General features: G+C 52.5%; 14 protein-coding genes and 1 pseudogene. 5 read left to right on the forward strand and 10 right to left on the reverse strand.

Features of this window, described 5'->3' with window-relative positions; genetic code table 11:
- From CKO12_RS10315 to CKO12_RS10355, 9 genes and pseudogenes are all read right to left on the reverse strand, one after another.
- Window positions 1-261 (reverse strand): type IIL restriction-modification enzyme MmeI (locus CKO12_RS10315; protein WP_200154663.1); only part of this gene is annotated, 261 nt, incomplete at its 3' end.
- A gap of 154 nt (window positions 262-415) precedes the next feature.
- Window positions 416-3187 (reverse strand): DNA methyltransferase, encoded by a 2772-nt coding sequence (locus tag CKO12_RS10320; RefSeq protein WP_200154664.1) that lies wholly within the window; start codon window positions 3185-3187, stop codon window positions 416-418.
- A gap of 11 nt (window positions 3188-3198) precedes the next feature.
- The gene (gene relB / locus CKO12_RS10325; protein ID WP_200154665.1) at window positions 3199-3414 is read right to left on the reverse strand and encodes a type II toxin-antitoxin system RelB family antitoxin; all 216 of its coding nucleotides are present in this window, start codon (window positions 3412-3414) and stop codon (window positions 3199-3201) included.
- A gap of 66 nt (window positions 3415-3480) precedes the next feature.
- Entirely contained in the window at window positions 3481-4860 is a 1380-nt protein-coding gene (locus CKO12_RS10330) for a V-type ATP synthase subunit B (RefSeq protein WP_200154666.1), read from the reverse strand.
- Between the two features lie 98 nt (window positions 4861-4958).
- Window positions 4959-5657: an SDR family NAD(P)-dependent oxidoreductase gene (locus CKO12_RS10335; protein WP_200154667.1), complete on the reverse strand. Its 699-nt coding sequence runs from the start codon at window positions 5655-5657 to the stop codon at window positions 4959-4961.
- Window positions 5654-6145, reverse strand: a complete 492-nt coding sequence (locus tag CKO12_RS10340) for a 6-pyruvoyl trahydropterin synthase family protein (RefSeq protein WP_200154668.1) — start codon at window positions 6143-6145, stop codon at window positions 5654-5656. Before CKO12_RS10340 ends, CKO12_RS10335 begins: the two co-directional genes overlap by 4 nt.
- 139 nt (window positions 6146-6284) lie before the next feature.
- Entirely contained in the window at window positions 6285-9599 is a 3315-nt protein-coding gene (locus CKO12_RS10345; protein ID WP_338032736.1) for a mechanosensitive ion channel domain-containing protein, read from the reverse strand.
- A gap of 27 nt (window positions 9600-9626) precedes the next feature.
- Window positions 9627-10925 (reverse strand): amino-acid N-acetyltransferase, encoded by a 1299-nt coding sequence (gene argA / locus CKO12_RS10350; RefSeq protein ID WP_200154669.1) that lies wholly within the window; start codon window positions 10923-10925, stop codon window positions 9627-9629.
- Window positions 10926-11326: 401 nt separating this feature from the next.
- A pseudogene (locus CKO12_RS10355) lies at window positions 11327-12568 on the reverse strand (sigma-54-dependent transcriptional regulator); the annotation flags it as partial.
- Between the two features lie 185 nt (window positions 12569-12753).
- Here CKO12_RS10355 and CKO12_RS10360 point away from each other — a divergent pair.
- Window positions 12754-13230 carry a c-type cytochrome gene (locus CKO12_RS10360; protein ID WP_200154671.1) on the forward strand — a complete coding sequence of 159 codons (477 nt, stop codon included), beginning with the start codon at window positions 12754-12756 and terminating at the stop codon, window positions 13228-13230.
- Between the two features lie 94 nt (window positions 13231-13324).
- Here the strand turns inward: CKO12_RS10360 and CKO12_RS10365 are convergent, their stop codons facing one another.
- The gene (locus tag CKO12_RS10365; RefSeq protein ID WP_200154672.1) at window positions 13325-14008 is read right to left on the reverse strand and encodes a cytochrome b/b6 domain-containing protein; all 684 of its coding nucleotides are present in this window, start codon (window positions 14006-14008) and stop codon (window positions 13325-13327) included.
- Window positions 14009-14063: 55 nt separating this feature from the next.
- On the opposite strand from CKO12_RS10365, the gene queC reads away from it, so the two are divergent.
- The 4 genes from queC to CKO12_RS10385 all read left to right on the forward strand — a co-directional run bounded on the left by queC (window position 14064) and on the right by CKO12_RS10385 (window position 17691).
- Entirely contained in the window at window positions 14064-14789 is a 726-nt protein-coding gene (queC, locus tag CKO12_RS10370; protein ID WP_200154673.1) for a 7-cyano-7-deazaguanine synthase QueC, read from the forward strand.
- The gene (locus CKO12_RS15510) at window positions 14786-15862 is read left to right on the forward strand and encodes a 6-carboxytetrahydropterin synthase (RefSeq protein ID WP_200154674.1); all 1077 of its coding nucleotides are present in this window, start codon (window positions 14786-14788) and stop codon (window positions 15860-15862) included. The genes queC and CKO12_RS15510 overlap by 4 nt, the downstream gene beginning before the upstream one ends.
- A 138-nt stretch (window positions 15863-16000) precedes the next feature.
- Window positions 16001-17131, forward strand: a complete 1131-nt coding sequence (locus CKO12_RS10380; protein WP_200154675.1) for an NAD(P)/FAD-dependent oxidoreductase — start codon at window positions 16001-16003, stop codon at window positions 17129-17131.
- Between the two features lie 191 nt (window positions 17132-17322).
- Complete coding sequence (locus tag CKO12_RS10385) at window positions 17323-17691, forward strand: hypothetical protein (protein WP_200154676.1); 369 nt, start codon at window positions 17323-17325, stop codon at window positions 17689-17691.

Below are 17691 nucleotides of genomic sequence, written 5' to 3' on the forward strand. Positions count from 1 at the left end.
GGCTTGTTCATACGCCCGCGTTAAACTTTTGCCGCGTGATTTTTGTTCAACGAGTAACACGCCTTGCCACAATAAATCAATAAAACCGCAGCGCCCGCCAGCTTTATTCACCCGCACTTCAAAACTGCCAACGCGCCGCCGCGATACGCCAAACACCGCAAAGAAATCATCAAGAAATGATTTTCCTTCGGCATCTTCAGTTGCCCAATTCTGCGAAAATTGCAGCGCCCGTGCGTTGATTTCATTCCAAGACAGCGGCATAAAATGCTCCGTTAAGGCACTGCAAATAAAATACGCGGTAATAAATTAACTCATAGCTGTGCTGCAAGTGGTCGCTGTAAATAAATGCGGCAGCGCAATAATTGCAAATATATGATGAAATGCTCATCATATCAATTCAAATTGTGAATAGATTTTAGGTGTTTGTGGTGATTGAACGCGAGCGCGAACGTTTGATTGTGGGCGCGGTTTCAACGACCAGCGGTGTCGTCAACTGTTGATAAAGACTAAACAACAACGCTACCCGCTCCTGCTCATTATTTAACTTTGCAGCAGAATAGGCTTTATCTACCACCCGATCTAAACTTTGATGCGCTTTTTTCAATTCCAGCGGCATTGCCAACACATCATATAAATCAGCAAACGATTGAGCGGGAAATTTTGCTCGCGCATCTAATACTATTTGCGCAGCACTTTCGATGGCTTGGCGCTGTTTATCAGTCGGTTTGTCCAGCCACGGAAAGTTATTGTAAACAATACCGGCTGAATAGCGATAGCTAGTTCCAAGACGCCCTGCAACAGCGCGAGTCCATGCCATGTGCATGACAGAAGATAACACGCCAAAATGATACAGCGTGGCATCGAGAATCATTAAATTAACATCACCGCAAATCACTTCACTTTTCATATAATCAATAGGAATATAAGTGCGATTTTCTGAAGATACGCGGGGAATCAATAAATAATTCTGCTGCGGCTGGCGGATTTCACCGAATAACGTGGGATATTCGGCAAGGGCTTGAGTTGGAACTTTTTTGCTGGCAGCCCGCATTTCTCGCACTGAATCAACTCGGCGCATTACCGTTGGCATAGCGCGTAATGCGCTTGGCGGACAATCAACTAACCATAAACACCAGCGTTCAATGCCGTTAATAAATTCTTCTGCACCAACAAAACGGCGCAGATATTGTGCGGCGGCGGGTTCTTTCGCTAACAACGCATCTTTTTCAAGCGGCGATAATAATAAATTGCCGCCATCAGTGGGTTTACTGCCGTTTATCATTGGCGGCACTGCGCACAATGGTTTAGAACGGGTCATTAACACGACATCGGGCGCAGCGATTAAATACGGATTGATATTTTTAACCGTTGCAACGGATTGCACTTGCCCGTGATTGGCATCAAACAACTGTTTATTTTCTTTATCATGCAGCGCAAAACCCACAATCACACAATGCACTGCCGCTTGACCTTTAGCTTCATTCGTCCATGAAAAAGTACGATAAGCAAAATGAATTTTTACCCCGCGCCGCAATAAATCGCCCCACAACACGCCAACTTGTTCACCTTGTGTGATTGAATTGGTGGAGACAAATGCAGTTTTAATGGCGTGATTGTCCGCCATATAATCGGTGGCTTTCCGAAACCATGCCGTGACGTAATCTAAATTGCCAACACCTTTTACATCGCTGAAAATAGCCACCACATCTTGTTTCTGCTGTGCGGTTTGATAATTTTTGCCCACAAATGGCGGATTACCCAAAATAAAGTTTAACTGACTGGGCTGAATGAACTCGCGCCAATCTATTTGTAGCGCATTGCCATGACGAATCTGCGGCGTTTGGGTTAAAGGAATGCGCTTGTAATACACGCCCAACACTTTCGACACTTCCATATTCATTTGATGATCGGTCAACCACAGCGCGGTTTGGGCAATATGAGCGGGAAATTCTTCTATTTCAATTCCATAAAACTGCTGCACATTACATAACACATTAAATTCACCGACACCAATTGCCAACGTTTGTTTCTGACTAAATAACCGTTTTAAGACTTCCAATTCTAACAACCGCAATTCCCGATATGCGACCACTAAAAAGTTGCCGCAGCCGCAAGCGGGATCAAGAAAGGTGAGCGCCGCCAGCTTTTCTTGAAATTCAAATAACTTTTGTTTGCGCTTGCCGATTTGCGCTAATTCAGCTTTCAAATCATCTAAAAATAACGGGTTAATCAACTTCAAAATGTTGTCTTCACTGGTGTAATGTTCACCCGCAGCGCGACGCTGCGCTTTACTTTTTACCGCTTGAAATAACGCGCCAAAAATTGCGGGCGAAATGTCGCGCCAATTCAACCGACAGCACGCTAATAACTGCTCACGCATTGCGCTATTAAAGGCGGCGGTTGGCAAACGTTGAGAAAATAACTGCCCGTTGATATAAGGAAATGCTGCGAGTTGTTGATCTAAAGTGATTAAGCGTTGGTGTTCTGGCGTATTCAACACTTGAAATAAATGATCCAGCCATTGCGCGAGATCATGCCCATCTTCGGCGGTGCGATTGGCAATCAAATCACGAAACTGCCCCACTTCAAAAATGGTGGTAGCATCTGCAAATAAACAAAACACCAACCGCATCAAATAGCGTTCAACTTCAGCGCCGGTATAACCAATGGCTTGCATCGCGTTGTGCAGTTTGCCCATTGCTTCCGCAGCGCGGATATTAACCGGGTCTTGTTCCTGATAAGCGGTGGTTTTATAACCGGCAATAAACCCAAAGAGATGCACGTTTTGATACAGCTCGCTTAAAACGAACTCGTGCTGTGTGTCAATTTCAAGATCGTATAAACGGAAGTGGGAAAAATTGCAGACTAAAATATAACGCGGTAAATCACAGTCTTTTAAGCCCGCAAAATAATCAATGGCTTGTTCATACGCCCGCGTTAAACTTTTGCCGCGTGATTTTTGTTCAACGAGTAACACGCCTTGCCACAATAAATCAATAAAACCGCAGCGCCCGCCAGCTTTATTCACCCGCACTTCAAAACTGGCAACGCGCCGCCGCGATACGCCAAACACCGCAAAGAAATCATCAAGAAATGATTTTCCTTCGGCATCTTCAGCACCTTCGGTTGCCCAATTCTGCGAAAATTGCAGCGCCCGTGCGTTGATTTCATTCCAAGACAGCGGCATAAAATGCTCCGTTAATGGCAACTGTCCAAGTAAGCATCTAATTCATCCAAAGTGAGTGGAGCTGCTCCGGTTGCAATTTCATTTAAGGCTTGTTGTGCCAGCAAACTGTCTTGCATATCTTCAATATAATTTGTCAATGCTTCCTGCACAATACTTTGCGCATTTAATCCTGTTTGTTGCGCAATTTGATATAAACGTTGTTCGGTATCGTGATCAATAATTAACATGATGTCACCTTTATTAACAGAGCAGTCAAAACCCCCCTTTGAAAAAAGGGGGTTGAGAGATTTACGTTACTCGGTTTCCCGATAATACTTCGCTAAATCCGTTTCTTTCATGCGCGTCAAGGTATCGCGGGGGAATTGGCTCATCAATTCCCACGCCAGATTTAACGTGCCTTCAATCGAACGATCTTCAGATTCACCTTGCCCAACAAACTTCGTATCAAACGCATCTGCAAAACTGAGATAACGCCGATCCCGTTCTGATAACTCATCAGCGCCAATAATCGACGCCAGATTGCGGGTTTCCTGCGCTCGTGCATAAAGCGCATATAATTGTGCCGCCACTCGCGGATGATCTTCACGCGTATCATCTTTGCCAATGCCGTCTTTCATTAACCGCGATAAACTTGGTGAAATATGCACCGGCGGATAAATGCCTTGATTGTGCAATTCCCGCGATAAGACAATCTGCCCTTCCGTGATATAACCCGTGAGATCAGGAATCGGATGGGTAATATCATCCGAAGGCATAGAAACCACCGGCATCATCGTAATTGAACCGTGCCGCTGATGAATACGACCGCAGCGTTCATAAATCTCGGCTAAATCTGAATACAAATATCCCGGATAACCTTTACGCGCTGGCACATCACCTTTTGCAGTCGCTACTTCGCGCAAGGCTTCGGCATAATTGGTCATATCCGTTAAAACGACAAGCACATGCCGATCTAAATCATAAGCGAGATATTCGGCGGCGGTTAATGCAGTGCGCGGTAAAGTCAAGCGTTCCACTGGCGGATCATCAGCTAAATTGACAAACATCACCACATTGCGCAGCACTCCAGAACTGGCAAATTCATCGCGGAAAAATTTGGCATCAGCATAAGACACGCCCATTGCCGCAAAGACAATGGAAAAGCTCGATTCTTGATCGACTAATTTTGCTTGTCGCACAATTTGCGCGGCAAGGCGATTGTGCGGTAAACCAGAACCGGAAAAGATCGGTAATTTTTGTCCGCGCACCAAACTATTCAAACCATCAATTGTCGAAATACCGGTTTGAATAAATTCACGCGGATATGTTCGCGCTGCGGGATTAATTGCTGCACCACTCACCGGACGGCGCAAACTCGATAATACCGGCGGACGTCCATCACGCGGCACACCTAAACCGTTAAACTCGCGCCCTAAAATTTCTGGCGACAGTGCAATTTCTACGGGTTCATCAAGAAAGCGAATCCAAGTGCTTTCTAAATCAATATCATCGGTGCCTTCAAAGACGAGGATTAATACCTCGTTATCGGCAGCGCGAATCACCTGTCCATTACGGAAGTTACCAGCGTGATCTTCAATTTGGACGCGGTCGCCAAACGCCACATTAGGCGTATTTTTAACGACTAACAAACCACCACGCGCTTCGGTTGCAGTACGATATTCTTTGATACTCATAGGCTTATCATCAATCTATCAAGACGTTGCAGGGAATAGAACTATCGCAGTTAGGATTGAAGCAAATATAATGTTCAACGGGTTTTTATTCTCACCATTTATCGCTCCCGTTGTCCTAAATTGGCATGAATCACTGCGCCATTTAATACTGGTGCTGTTGCTGCAAAGGCAACAGTAGCGGCAATTTCCTCCGGTTCAATTAGGCGTTCAAATGCTGATAATGCTTTAATTCCGGTCAGCATGTCAGCATTATCGCCAATCACAGCATGTAATTGTGGCGTATTGGTGAAGCCGGGGCAAATCATACAGGTATGAATGCCGCGTCCAGCAAAATCTTGACAAGTAGCTCGCATCATTCCTACCAGCGCATGTTTTGCAATCACATAACTGGCGACGCCGGGCACAGCTTTTTCTGCCAAGGTTGAACCAATATAAATCACACTGGATGTTGGCGGGAGCAACGGAATCACAATCTGATTGAGTTGATTCGCAGCAATGATGTTTAATTCTAAAACGCTGCGTAAATCGGCGCTGGGCAATTGGTCAATACGATGCAGGTGCATCACTGCTGCATTGTGGACTAAACAAATTTTTGTGGCAGTTGTTAAAGCGTTCGTTAAGGCGTCGTGATGCGCAAATAGCGCGTCGGGCTGCGTTAAATCACAGCTTAAATTGACTGCCGCCACCGGACAACTGCGGCGGGAGATATTGATCACGCGCCAGCCGTTATTGCTAAACCGTTGCGCAATCGCTAATCCAATGCCAGAACTGGCACCAGTGATCATCAATACATTCATGTTAATTTCCAAGAAGACACTGCCCATTGTCCCAAACCAGATGAGACGCCAACTTCAATCTCGCGTATATCCCGATCAATTAAATCAGGATGTGCTTGTAATCGTGTCAGTAATAATGCTGCTAATTCTTCAATGGTGACGTTGCGCACCGGCAGCAACAAGACATCGCGGTTTAGAAAAGGAATGTGTTCGGTGGCGAAATGTGCGATCACTTGCGCCGGTTGCTGTTCTAAACGTAAATGCGGCGAGTGCTGCGGCAATAGCACCCGTTCATCCAATTCATCGCACAAGCGTTTTAATGTCTTTTTTAACAAAATGTAGTCAAAGGTTAAACCATCGCTGCCAATGCTAGTCGTCACGGCAGCGCGGACTTGGAAATTATGCCCGTGTAAGTTTTCGCGTTGCGTAGCGGAAAAAATAGTGAAATGACCGGCACTAAAGTTGAGATAGTCTTTACTGATTTCGATACGGGTGAGCGGTAGCGACATGACGGAGTCCTTCGAGTCGTCGGTGAGATTGACGCAGTTGCCGGTTATTGATTGCGTTGTCAGTTGTCAGTAAACAGCAGTGTTGTTACCGCTAACTGACAACTTTTTTTCAGCGGCGTCACGCTTAATGACGCAAACTTTATTCCTGCTGTAACCGCACTGCCAACGGCTGCCGCGTAGATAAATGCACTTCGCGCTGCGGAAATGCCATCATTAACCCGTGTTCGCTAAAGCGGTCATAAATTGCTTGGTGCAGCTCAGTCACGACATCAATGCGCCCTTCAATCGTATCTAAATAACAGCGCAGAATAAGCATGAGGGCGCTGTCAGCAAAACTATCAAAACTCACAATCGGTTCCGGTTCCGTTAAGACGCGCTCATGCGCTTGGGCAATCTCTTTTAAGACTTGCAATGCCAGTCGCGTGTCGCTGCCATATTCAAGCCCAATCGGAATGCTGATGCGGTTTTGTTGATCGGTGAGCGTCCAGTTTAATAAGCGTTCGGTTAGAAATTCTTTATTCGGCACTAACAGTTCTTGGCGATCCCAGTTGCGAATGGTGGTGGCGCGGATTTGAATGTTTGTGACCACGCCTGATGTATCGCCAATCGTGACAATATCGCCAACCCGCACCGGACGTTCAAATAAAATAATCAAGCCGCTGATAAAATTGGCGACGATTTCTTGTAAACCAAAGCCAATTCCTACGCTTAATGCTGCGGCCAGCCATTGCACTTGCGACCAACTAAACCCCATCGCGCTAAATGCAAAGATGAAGGCAAGGGCGACGATGGCATAACGCACTAAGGTTTTAATTGCATAACGCTCACCCGCCGATACGGAATGACTTTGCAGCAACAGAATTTCTAATAACGCGGGTAGATTTTTCGCGGCGATAATCGCAATTAACAAAATCACTGCGACCAGTCCGGCATCTGCTACCGTGACCGCTGTTAATTGCGCTTGTCCATCAACGATGCCGTTGTAATACCATAAAGCAAATTGCTTAAATAAAGTCAGCGCCGGTAATACTTCTGACCATGTCAGCCAAATGCCACCAAGGGCACTAAAAAAAATTGCGGCGTTAATTAAATGGCGCGTCTGTTCATCTAATGCGGCTAAATCTGGCTCTGGCAAGTCCAGCAGCGGGTCTTCGTCGTCGGCTTGCCGCGCTGCTTGCCGTTCCAACGCTGCCTGCACCGCCAAGCGCCGGCGCGTCACCATCAGCCAGCGCACGATCAATTGTTGAATCACGAGCAGCGCCAGCGCCAGCCATATTTGATAAACCAATGATTGAAATAGAATTTTGGCGGTGTAGCCGTAACCGACCAGCGCCAGCCCTGCCAATAACAGCGGCAGCGCGATGCTGGCGGGAAACCACAGATAGCGCAGGCGATTGAGCCAGCCGTGCGGCGCTGCGACCAAGATCGGCGTCAACACGCCACGGCGCGGGTGCAGCAACCGCGCAAACAGCACCGTAAAGCCGATCATGCTCGCCACCAGCAGCAGCCGTCCGAGGCTGGCGGTGCGCTCGGCGTCGTTATCGTGAAAGACCATCACCGTCAGCAGCGCGACCGGAATGATGTAGAGCGTAAAACCGTCAACATCGCGCCGCAGCCGTTTCAAGGTTTCGCTGCGCCAGCGGAAATGGCGCTCGGCAACGCCGCCGCTGCTGCAAATCAGGCGAAATGCCCGCAGGTAATACAGCCCCAACGCGGTTTCCGTCAGCGCCATGCCCACCGCTCGCGCAAAACCAGTGGTTTCTGGTGCCTGCAATTGTTGACCGAGCACCCACAGCAGCAACGCGCCGGGGAGTGCTGCCAACAGCGTCAAGCCCAATGCCTGCATGGTAAAACTCACGCGATCCGTCTGCGCTTGCCGCACCGGTTCCGCGCAAAGCCGCATGGCGCGAATCACGGCGGGTTGTCGCCAAAATAATCCCGCTGTGACAATTAACCCTAACCAAAACAGCGGGTTAATCTGTAGCTGCGTCCACAGCGTCATCGCCACGCTCCACCAGCCTTCGCTCGAACTGAGCCACACCAGCGCCGCTGGCAACGCGGTGAGCGTCTGCCAATTGAGCATCGAGGCGCTGCGCACCCACAGCAGGCGCTCGGCTAAAAAATCGTCATACGCCGTCGTCACCTGCACCACCTGCTCGGCGGCATAATTCAACTCACTGAGTTGGCGAATAAAATCATCTTCCACCTTCAGCGCCTGCGCCAACACCGGCTGGCGCTGCGCCAACGCCGTCGTCAACTGTTGGCGCACCACTGCACTGGGCGGCGTGACGACCGTGTCCAGTTCCCGCTCCAGCCGCTGCGCCAAATAGTCATCAGGATGCCGCAACTGCCGCTCTTCTTCGCGGTAGCGGATTTGCCGCAAGGTCGCTTCCGCAATCGCGTTTTCACGCTCCTCGATGGTTGTGCGCAACTGCCGCAGGTCTGGCAATTGTTGGCGGTGATCGAGCAAAATCTGTCCCAGCGCCCGGCTCAAACCGGCCACCTCCAGCCGTTGTTTAGAGCTGCGAAAATCGGCTTCAATGCGTTTGCGCTCGCTCTCCAGCGCCGTCAATTCCGCCGTCAAGCCATTGAGCTGTTCTGCCAACTGCGCCCCGGAAGCGACGATCTGAGCATTTTCCGAAGTGAACGCCTGCACCAGCGGATGCTGATCTTCTGCCCGTCGCTGCGCCTGTTCCGAAGCCCGCTGCGCGGCCGCCACTTCCGCACTGCGCCGTTGATTATGCTGTTCTTCCAACGCCTGCTGGCGCAGTTTCAAACCCTGTAACGTTTGCGCCACCTGATCGCGCTGCGCTCGCTCCAACGCTTCCCGCACCGCCTGACTGAGCAGTTCTTGCTCCAGCATTCGCGTTTCCGCCCACCACGCTTCGCGCTGCGTCAGTGCCGCCTGCCGCCGTGCCAGCGCCAACTCCGTTGCTTCCTGCGACGCTGGCGCGGGCGTATTTTCTGCTTCAAGTTTTTGTTTTAATTCACTTAAACGCGCCCGCGCCGTTGCTGGACGTTCAATGTTGGCATTGAGCCGCTGCTCCAACTCCGTCATCTGCGTTTCCGCCAACGCCACCTCCGCCAACACCTTGCTCAACCGCTGCGTGATTTCAGCACTGGCAAGCTGATCTAAACCGCTTTCAACCGCACTGGGCGGCGCATTTTTCAATTGTTTCAAAAGCGTAGCGGTCGCTGGCGGCGCGGTTTTGAGTGCGGCGGTAAACGCGGCAGCCTTGGCATCAAAAGCGGTCGCCGCCTCTAAATTGGACAGCGCCCGCCGGTAGTGCTCCAGCACGCTGGTTTTGAGCGCCTCATCCAGATTGGTTGCCGCCTGCACTTCATTGAGGCTGCTGGTGAGCTTGGCGACAGTGGGCAATTCAGCGGCGGCTGGCGCGGTGAGGAACGCGAGCGCGAGGGCAATGAAATAGAAAAAGTTGCGCAGATAAATCACGTTAATCCTTCAAATAATCAGTAAAATTTACAACGGTTTCATAAATACTTTAGAGCGCCGTTGAAAGTTATACAGCGCCTGTTTTGCCATTGGCAGCGCATTGAGTTCAGCCGCTTGAAATCCGCGCTCTTGAAACCAATGCGCCGTCTGCGTCGTTAATACAAATAACTGCTTAATGTTTCGCGCTCGCGCTTGCTGCGCTAAATGTTCCAATAACCGCTCGCCGCGCTGATTGCCGCGATAATCAGGATGCACCACTAAACACGCTAATTCCGCCATGCTATCAGCGGGATAGTCGTACAGCGCCGCGCACGAAGTAATCAAACCATCGCGCTCAGTGAGCACAAAACGCTCAATCTCAGTTTCTAACCGCTCGCGCTCGCGCCGCACCAATACGCCGCGTTCCTCCAGCGGGCGCAGCAACGCCAAAATGCCAGTCACGTCCTCAATTCGCGCCGGGCGCAGCGGTTCATACGGCTCGGCGGAAATCAGGGTGCCGCTGCCGTCGCGGGTGAACAATTCGCGCAGCAGCGCCCCCGGCTGCTGTCGCGCCACCAGATGCACCCGTCGCACGCCATGCTGACAGGCATCTGCGCCAGCGCGTAGACAGGCGCTCACTTCCGGGTGCAAGTCCGGCGTCGCGCTGATCACCGCCTCCACATCTCGCGCCAGCACCTGCGGCGTGCTGGTGGCGGCGATATTTTCCAATAAAAAGATCAATTTATCGGCTTCCAGCGCCACCGCTGCGCTGCGGGCAACATCGGCTGCGCTGAGATTGAACACCTCGCCGGTCGGCGAATAACCCAACGGCGGCATCAGCGCGACTGCGCCTTGGTCGAGCAGCGCCCGCAGCATCTGCTGATTCACGCGCCGCACCGCGCCGGTGTGCCCGTAATCGACGCCATCAATCACGCCGAGCGGTCGCGCTGTCACGACGTTGCCAGACACGACCGGAATATGAACACCCGCCATCGGTGAGTTGGCGAGACCGAGCGACAGCAACGCTTCGATCTCCACCCGCACGGTGCCGGCGGCTTCTTTGACGCAGCGCAGCGCGGTGGCGTCGGTGACGCGCAGCCCGTTGACGTAGCGCAGTTGCGCCCCGTGCTGCGCCAGCCGCTCCTCAATTTGCGGCCGCGCTCCGTGAACCAACACCAGCCGAATGCCGCAGCCGTGCAGCAGGGCGATGTCGTGAACGAGGCTGGGAAATTGCGCATCGGCGACCGCCTCGCCGCCAAAAGCGATGACGAAGGTGCAGCCGCGATGGGCGTGAATGTACGGCGTGGCTTGGCGCATCCAAGCGACAAAAGGATCAGGTTCGGACATGACAGCTATTTCTTTTTATTGGCGGATGCGCGGGGTGCAGCGAGCGGAGGAGGGCGCGGAATTAAATCCAGCGCCATTAAACGCCAGCGCAGCGAGCGTTCGCTGATATTGAGAGCGCGGGCGACGGCGGGGAAATCAAATGCTTTTTCAAATCCCCCCAACCCCCCTTTTTCAAAGGGGGGCTTTGAGGTGACTGTTTCAACGGGGGGCTTATCTGCTGCGCCTTTTTCTAAATGAGGATTTTCAGATGTTTCTTGTTCAACGGGAAACTCTGTTGCTGAATCAACCCAACTGCCGATTGATAAATCCCCCCAACCCCCCTTTTCCAAAGGGGGGCTTTGATGCGACTTTTCTAAAGGAAACGCTTCATCTTCTCTGTTTGAATTTGAACAAGAGTCTTCTACATCGCCCCCCGTTGCAAAAGGCACATCAAAGCCCCCCTTTGGAAAAGGGGGGTTGGGGGGATTTGAGATCGGGCGGTTAGGTGGATTTGTCAAAAGCTGGGGATTTAACGGCGCAGTTTTCAAATATAAATCATCGACATCAATCATATTGCCATCACCCAGCGCCAGCGCCCGCTCCAAAATGTTTTCCAATTCGCGCACATTGCCGGGAAATGAATACTGCTGAAGCGCCGCCAGCGCCAATGGCGTTAATTGCACGGCAGCGGGCGCGAGACGCTGCACAATTTGCGCGGCTAATTGCGGAATATCTTCGGGACGCTCGCGCAGCGCCGGCATCCGTAATTCAATCACATTGATGCGATAAAACAAATCTTGGCGAAATCGCCCTTCAGCGACTTCAATATCTAAATTGCGATGGCTGGCGCTAATAATTCGCACATCTACCGCAATTTCGCGCTGCGTTCCAATTGGGCGCACCCGCTTTTCCTGAATCGCCCGCAATAACTTGACCTGCGCGAGCAGCGGTAAATCCGCCACTTCATCCAAAAATAACGTCCCACCTTCCGCAGCTTGAAACAGTCCTTCTTTATCGCTCACTGCGCCGGTGAAGCTGCCTTTTTTGTGTCCAAACAATTCACTTTCCACCAATTCCTGTGGAATCGCGCCGCAATTGACGGCGACAAATTGCCCCTCGCTGCGCGAGCCTTGCGCGTGAATCAGCCGCGCTGCCAATTCTTTACCGGTGCCACTTTCGCCGGTGATGAACACCGGCGCTTGATGCCGCGCCAGCTTGAGAATCAAGCGCCGAATCTGCTCCATCGCCGCCGAATTGCCCAACAGTTGCATCTCTGCCGTGATGGTGCCGTCGCGCCCGCGCAACTTCAGTGCCGACTGCACCAAGCGCCGCAGCAATTGCAAATCAACTGGCTTGGCGACGAAATCAAACGCGCCCGCTTTCATCGCCTCCACCGCCGAATCCATGCTGCCGTGCGCGGTAATCATCGCTACCGGCAATTGCGGATAGTGCTCGCTGATGTGGCGAATGAGATCAAGACCGGAGCCATCGCTGAGGTTCATATCGGTGAGGCACAGATCAAAGCGATTGCGCTCCAACTGCGCTCGCGCTTCGGTGAGGCTGGTCGCAGTGAGCGCCTGAATGTCCATGCGTTTGAGCGTGATCTTGAGCAGATCAAGAATGTCGGTCTCGTCATCGACGACGAGGGCAAGCGCCTTGTTCATCATGCCGTCCGCGGTGATTTGAGAAAAAAGGGTGCCAGTTGCCGTTGCAAATTAGCATAGCCACTTGGAAAATTTTGGCAGCAGGTCACTTTGATGCGCCCCGTGTTTCGCCTAATCTTGTGCGACTCGCGGCAGATGCTGCGAGCCACGAATTCTGAACCATCACCAAAAGGAGCACTTTTAGAATGAATCGACTGATTGCCAGTACTGCCATCGGCGTGATCGCCGCCGCACTTGCCAGCCCTGCGTCTGCTGAACTCAAGCCGGGCGACCAGATTGAATATCGCCAAGCCGGTTACAGCTTTATGGCGTGGAATATGGGCAAGATCAAAGACAACTTGCAGGGCGATTTCAACCAAGAGCAGGTGATTAAGGCTGCCAACGCCATCGCCGCTGTCGCCAATTCCGGCATGGGTGCGTTGTACGGACCGGGCACGGATAAAGCGGCTGGTGGACATAAAACCCGCGTCAAGCCGGAGCTGTTCAAGCCGGAGAATGCTGAAGAAGTGGGGCGCATTGCGCACGAGTTTTTAGCTGCCGCTGATAACTTGGCGGAAGTGGCGGCCGAAGGAGACAAGGCAGCAGTGCAAACGGCGTTTGGTGACGTGGGCAAAGCCTGCAAATCTTGTCACGAGAAATTCCGTCTCAACGATGACGATTGAACCAATAATGGTTTGATTGTGTTGATTTTGTAAGTGAAAGCCGCCCCGTTTAGGGCGGCTTTTTTATTGGTTGTCCGTTATTGGTGACAACCGCTCACCAGCTTGGCACCGCACTCGCTGGCACTGGCGCGGCAACCGGCACCAGCCCGCCATCTGCCAGCCACATCACCATCGCCGCGCCAGCAAGCGCCACCACCAGCGCCAGCCAGCCACCTCCGCTCGCTGCCGTCGCCGTCGGATCGGTAACGGTTTTGTTGCCCGTCAGCATCGCCCTAATCAGCGTTTCGCCACGAATCAGGCTATAAAACAGCACCGCGCTGAGATGCAGCGCCACAACGCCCACCACCAGCCAGAACCATTGCCGATGCAGCCCGGTGAACCACTGGCTCATCTCCCCGCTCACCACCGCCGCCAGCGCCCCTTGAAATGCAATGTCGTCATCCGCGAATAGCCCCGTCACTGCTTGGCACAGCAGCACCGTCAGCAGCGCCAGCACCGATAATGCGCCGAGCGGATTGTGACCAACGCCATGCCAGTTGCCGCGCAGATAAGCGCGTAGCGTCGTGAGCGTCGGCACAAATTGTCTAAACCGGGCGTAAGTCGAACCGAGCACGCCCCACAGCAGGCGGAAGGTGAGCAGCCCTAAAATGGCCACTCCCAGCCGTCCATGCCAAAACATCCAATTGCCGCCACTCAGGCCGGTGAACACTGCGGCGCTCACCAGCACGACTAGCAGCCAATGGCTTACACGGGTGGGAAGATCCCAAACATAAATCACAGCGTGTCACCTCAATTTTTCAACGTTATTTCATCTAGTTAAGAAGGATTCAATTGTGGAGCAAAGGCAACCCGGACAACAGACCAGCGCCGTCGTGCTGTTGAGCGGCGGGCTAGATTCAGCCACCACGCTGGCGCTGGCAGCCGCAGCAGGATTCACGCCCTATGCGCTGTCGTTTCGCTACGGCCAGCGTCACGTCGTCGAATTGGAAGCCGCAGCGCGAGTCGCAGCCGCAGCGGGAGTGGCAGAACACGTCATCGCCGACATTGATTTACGCCGCTTCGGCGGCTCAGCGTTGACGGCGGAATTGGCAGTGCCAAAAGGACGCGATGCAGCGGCGATGAGCAGCGGCATCCCGATCACCTATGTGCCAGCGCGGAACACCGTCTTTTTATCGTTTGCGCTGGCGTGGGCAGAAGTGCTCGGCGCGGAGGCGATCTTTATCGGCGTGAATGCGCTGGATTATTCCGGTTATCCCGACTGTCGCCCCGCGTATCTGGCAGCGTTTGAACAGTTGGCGAATTTGGCGACAGCGGCAGCGGTCGAGGGACGAGCGCACTTCCGCATTCACGCGCCGCTGCTGCATTTGACCAAGGCTGACATCATCCGGCGCGGGCTGGAGTTGGGCGTGGATTACAGCGTGACGTGCAGTTGTTATGACCCTGATGCGAGCGGGCGTCCGTGCGGTCAGTGCGATTCCTGCCTGCTCCGCGCCAAAGGATTTGCCGAAGTGGGCGTTGCCGATCCGCTACTGACGGCGCTGGCGCGGAGTGCGCCATGACCGCACAACTGTTGTATGTCGCCACCGCGCCCTTTCAAGCCGCCCGCCGCTTAACCACTGTGCCATCAAACCATCCCAGCCAGCGCCTGCACGGACACGGCTTTTCTGCGCAAGTGCGGGCGCAACTGCCGCCAGATTGGGCGGATTTTGCGGGAGCGGCGACGGGACAATTGACTGCCGCCGTGACTGCCGGCGTTGCCGCGCTGGATTACCGCGATCTCAACACGCTGCTGCCAGAACCGAGCGATGCGGCGCTGGCGCAGTGGCTGCAAACGCAGTTGGCGTTGCCAGCAGCGGCGGTCGCGGTGCGCAGCACGCCGGAGCAAGGCGCAGTGGTGACGGCTGCGGGAGTGGTGCAACTGTGGCGACGCTTTCGTTTTGAAGCCGCACATCGGCTGCCGCAGGTACCGCCGGGGCATCCGTGCGGGCGAATGCACGGGCACAGTTTTGAGGTCGTTCTTCACGCTATCGCGCCGCCATCAGCGGTGACTTTTGAACCGCTTGATGCGCTCTGGCAGCCTTGCCACGCCGCCCTCGCGCACCGTTGTCTCAACGACATCCCGGGTTTGGAAAATCCGACCAGCGAACTGCTGGCGCAGTGGCTGTGGCAACGGCTGCACCCGCAACTGGCGGCGCTGACGCGGGTGACGGTGCATGAAACGGCGACGGCGGGCTGTCATTACGACGGGCAACGGTTTCGGATTTGGAAAGCGCAACGCTTTGAAAGTGCAGTGCAATTTGCAGCCGCACCGCCCGACGAGCCGCGCCGCCGCCTGCACGGGCACAGTTATCTGTTGCGGCTGCACCTCAGCGCCCCGCTGGACACCGTGCGCGGCTGGACGGTTGATTATGGCGACGTGAAAGCGTTATTTATGCCAATTTATCAACAGCTTGACCACCAGCGCCTTGATGAATTGCCGCACCTGCCAACGGCGGATCCCGGACTGCTGGCGCAATGGCTGCGGGAACGCTGCGGGACACAGTTGCCGCAATTAGATCGGATTGATGTGTATGAAACGCCGGGCTGCGGTGCAATTCTCAATTGGGAAAATCCTCTCAAAAGTGCCGTATAAACTCGCGTTATTCTGCGCAAAGCGGAATCAGCGTGTTATTGCTGTTGAAGTGATTGAACTGCGCGTGATTGTATTGATAGTCAAGAACCGACCTGCGCATTGAGCAGGTCAACACTGATCTTTATTAAGGAGTGAGAGATGAAACAAATCACCATTGTTGGAGCCGGTTTTGCTGCGCTCACCGCCATTCAAACTTTGCGGCAACAGCGCAAATTGAATTGTGAGATCACCGTTGTGAGTCAAAAGCCAGAGTTTATTTATTCTCCGGGTTTGATTTGGATTCCATGTCGCTTGCGCACCGGTGACGATTTGCGGATTGATTTAACCGCATTTTTTGCCCGAATGCGCGTTAAACATGTGGCAGCAGAAGCAACTGGTTTAAGTGCTGACGGCCGCTTTTTGAAAACGACAGCGGGCGAGATTCGCAATGACGGGTTAATCATCGCCAGCGGTGGGCGATTTATAAAGAAGTTACCCGGCATTGAACACGCGATTACGCCTTGTGAAGGGATTGCTGCTGCCGAAGCAATTCGGGAGCGGGTACGCACGATGGAAGGCGGACATATTGCGATGGGTTTTGCGAGCAATCCGAATGAACCCAGTTCGATGCGCGGCGGACCGATCTTTGAGTTTTTATTCGGGCTGGATAGCCAGTTGCGCAAAGAGCAACGGCGCGAGCAATTTCATCTGACGTTTTTTACGCCGGCAGAGCGTCCCGGCAATCGGTTGGGGCCCAAAGCGGTAACGGGCATTTTAGCGGAAATGAAGCGCCGTAATATCACCACGCATCTGGGGCATAAACTCAAAAGTTTTTCCCCCCGTGCCGTGATTACAGAAGGCGGAGAATTTGAAGCGGAATTGATTGTCTTTATGCCCGGCTTGACCGGCAATACATGGTTTGATAATACGGAATTGCCGCGCTCGGCGGGTGGTTTAATTCAAGGAGATGCCCAATGCCGTGTCCCGGGTTTGGAGCGCGTGTATATCGCCGGTGATGCTGGCAGTTTTCCGGGACCGGATTGGATGCCAAAGCAGGCGCACATGGCGGATTTACAGGCACGGGCAGCGGCGAAAAACTTGGCGGCGGAATTTGCTGGACGTGAACCCAAAGCAACATTTAAGGTGGAATTGATTTGTATCGTGGATACAAATGACAGCGGAATGCTGGTGGCGCGTACTGAGAATTACAATCTGGTCTTACCGTCGCTGCGGGTGTTTCACTTATTAAAACGCTTTTTTGAGTGGCTTTATTTACGGCGGTTTCGTTAAGTTTTCAGGATCGGCGCTGCCATTTTTTAATGGTGGCGCTACAGAAAAGACGTTTAGTTGTCAGTAAAAAACAGCGTTGTCACCGATAATTGCTAACTACAACTAAATTGATGTTTATGCTGTTTATTCGCAGTCAACATTTAGAATTTACAGCTCATTGCTAATCAGCTTGATCCACACAGGAGTTTCACATGAATCGTAAACAACTCTTTCTGTACAGCTTTTTCATTGTCACCAGCATCATGCTGGCGGCTACAGCGATTGCTGGTAACGCAACCCGTATTCAGTTTGCTAAAGGCAGTTATTGTGGAAGCTACAGCGGTAACTTTGCCGGCGGAAAGCAGTTTGTATTGCGTTTAGGGCGCGATCAAACGTTCATCTCGCGTAACACCAGCAACAGCAATCAACTGGATGTCTATGTCACCGGACCGACCGGACAAATTGCGGGAGAATCCGTTGGCAACAATGAAATTCACTATCGCACTACCGCTAAAGGCGATTATGAAATAATGGTTATTTCGGCTTCCAATTTTTCCTCAGTTGAATTTTGCGTTTACTAA

This window comes from Chromatium okenii (genome assembly GCF_016583745.1).
Classification (GTDB): domain Bacteria; phylum Pseudomonadota; class Gammaproteobacteria; order Chromatiales; family Chromatiaceae; genus Chromatium; species Chromatium okenii.

Bases quoted from the DNA above. Each gene is read 5' to 3' on its own strand.
- CKO12_RS10320 (WP_200154664.1), bottom strand. From the start codon at position 3,187: ATGCCGCTGTCTTGGAATGAAATCAACGCACGGGCGCTGCAATTTTCG.
- relB (WP_200154665.1), bottom strand. From the start codon at position 3,414: ATGTTAATTATTGATCACGATACCGAACAACGTTTATATCAAATTGCG.
- CKO12_RS10330 (WP_200154666.1), bottom strand. From the start codon at position 4,860: ATGAGTATCAAAGAATATCGTACTGCAACCGAAGCGCGTGGTGGTTTG.
- CKO12_RS10335 (WP_200154667.1), bottom strand. From the start codon at position 5,657: ATGAATGTATTGATGATCACTGGTGCCAGTTCTGGCATTGGATTAGCG.
- CKO12_RS10340 (WP_200154668.1), bottom strand. From the start codon at position 6,145: ATGTCGCTACCGCTCACCCGTATCGAAATCAGTAAAGACTATCTCAAC.
- argA (WP_200154669.1), bottom strand. From the start codon at position 10,925: ATGTCCGAACCTGATCCTTTTGTCGCTTGGATGCGCCAAGCCACGCCG.
- CKO12_RS10360 (WP_200154671.1), top strand. From the start codon at position 12,754: ATGAATCGACTGATTGCCAGTACTGCCATCGGCGTGATCGCCGCCGCA.
- CKO12_RS15510 (WP_200154674.1), top strand. From the start codon at position 14,786: ATGACCGCACAACTGTTGTATGTCGCCACCGCGCCCTTTCAAGCCGCC.
- CKO12_RS10380 (WP_200154675.1), top strand. From the start codon at position 16,001: ATGAAACAAATCACCATTGTTGGAGCCGGTTTTGCTGCGCTCACCGCC.
- CKO12_RS10385 (WP_200154676.1), top strand. From the start codon at position 17,323: ATGAATCGTAAACAACTCTTTCTGTACAGCTTTTTCATTGTCACCAGC.